Below are 1,532 nucleotides of genomic sequence, written 5' to 3' on the forward strand. Positions count from 1 at the left end.
GCGAGATTGTGACCACCGCGCAGAAGGCCACGCGCAAGGCGCGGCGCGACGCAGATCGACGCCAGCACCTCAAGGCGTCGGTTCCGCCGGACAAGCCGATTCCACCAGAAACAGACGTTGCTGACCCGCAGGCAGACAACCCGCCACCAGCCAAACCGTTCGACCAGATCGAGGAGTGGTAGCCGTGGACGAATATCCCAGCATCGACCTGTCCCACCTGCTGCCGGCGTCGCAGGGATTGGCAAGGCTAACGGCCGACGAGCGCATTCAGCGCCTTCGCGCCGACCGCTGGATCGGCTATCCGCGTGCGGTCGAAGCATTGAATCGGCTGGAAGCCTTGTATGCCTGGCCGAACAAGCAACGCATGCCCAACCTGCTGCTGATCGGCCCGACCAACAACGGCAAGTCGATGATCGTCGAGAAATTCCGCCGCTCGCACCCGGCCAGCACCGATGCCGACCAGGAGCACATCCCTGTGTTGGTGGTACAGATGCCATCCGAGCCCTCGGTGATCCGCTTCTACGTCGCCCTGCTTGCTGCGATGGGTGCGCCGCTGCGCCCGCGTCCCCGGCTGCCGGAAATGGAGCAATTGGCGCTGGCCCTGCTGCGCAAGGTCGGCGTGCGCATACTGGTGATTGACGAGCTGCACAACGTCCTGGCTGGCAACAGCGTCAACCGGCGGGAATTCCTCAACCTGCTGCGTTTTCTCGGCAACGAGCTGCGCATTCCGCTGGTCGGCGTCGGCACGCGCGAGGCGTATCTCGCCATTCGCTCGGACGATCAACTGGAAAACCGCTTCGAGCCGATGCTGCTGCCGCTGTGGGAGGCCAATGAGGACTGCTACTCGCTACTGGCCAGCTTTGCGGCTTCGCTTCCACTGCGCCGGCCCTCGCCGATTGCCACGCCGGATATGGCTCGTTACCTGCTCACCCGTAGCGAGGGCACCATCGGCGAGCTGGCGCATTTGCTGATGACAGCGGCCATCGCCGCCGTGGAGAGCGGCGAGGAGGCGATCAACCCGCGCACCTTGAGCATGGCCGACTACACCGGTCCCAGCGAGCGGCGACGCCAATTCGAGCGGGAACTGATGTGAAGCCTGCGCCGCGCTGGCCGCTGCATCCGGCACCCGGGGAAGGCGAAGCCCTGTCCTCATGGCTCAACCGGGTCGCCGCCTGCTATCGGATGGACGTGCACGAGCTGCTGGCACACGATCTTGGTCATGACCAGCTCGACGATCTGGATACAGCGCCACCCTTATCCTTGTTGACGGCGCTTGCCCAGCGCAGCGGCATTGAGTTGGAACGGTTGCGCGGCATGAACCTGGCCGGCTGGGTGCCCTGGCTGATCGACAGCCTCGACGATTCGGTGCCTGCGGCTCTGGAAACCTATGCGTTCCAATGCTCGCTGCTGCTGCCCAAGCGCAAGGCGCGATCCATCACACGCTGGCGTGCCTGGCTGCCGAGCAGCCCACGCCGTCCTGCGACTTCAAGAGCGCGACCACCATCCTGCAGCAGCCGATCGCGCCCGAGCAA

The 1,532-nt window shown here is 64.9% G+C and carries 2 protein-coding genes and 1 pseudogene; all 3 read left to right on the top strand.

The annotated features are described in order from the left end of the window. A pseudogene (locus ACK4TH_RS11775) lies at positions 1–182 on the top strand (transposase); the annotation flags it as partial. Positions 183–184: 2 nt separating this feature from the next. After that, positions 185–1,093 (top strand): TniB family NTP-binding protein, encoded by a 909-nt coding sequence (locus ACK4TH_RS11780; protein ID WP_300845263.1) that lies wholly within the window; start codon positions 185–187, stop codon positions 1,091–1,093. Then, on the top strand, positions 1,090–1,532 hold a 443-nt coding region (locus ACK4TH_RS11785), incomplete at its 3' end, for a TniQ family protein (protein ID WP_409626704.1). The genes ACK4TH_RS11780 and ACK4TH_RS11785, both read left to right, overlap by 4 nt.

The sequence above is a fragment of the Tepidimonas sp. genome, assembly GCF_046292505.1.
Lineage (GTDB): Bacteria > Pseudomonadota > Gammaproteobacteria > Burkholderiales > Burkholderiaceae_C > Tepidimonas.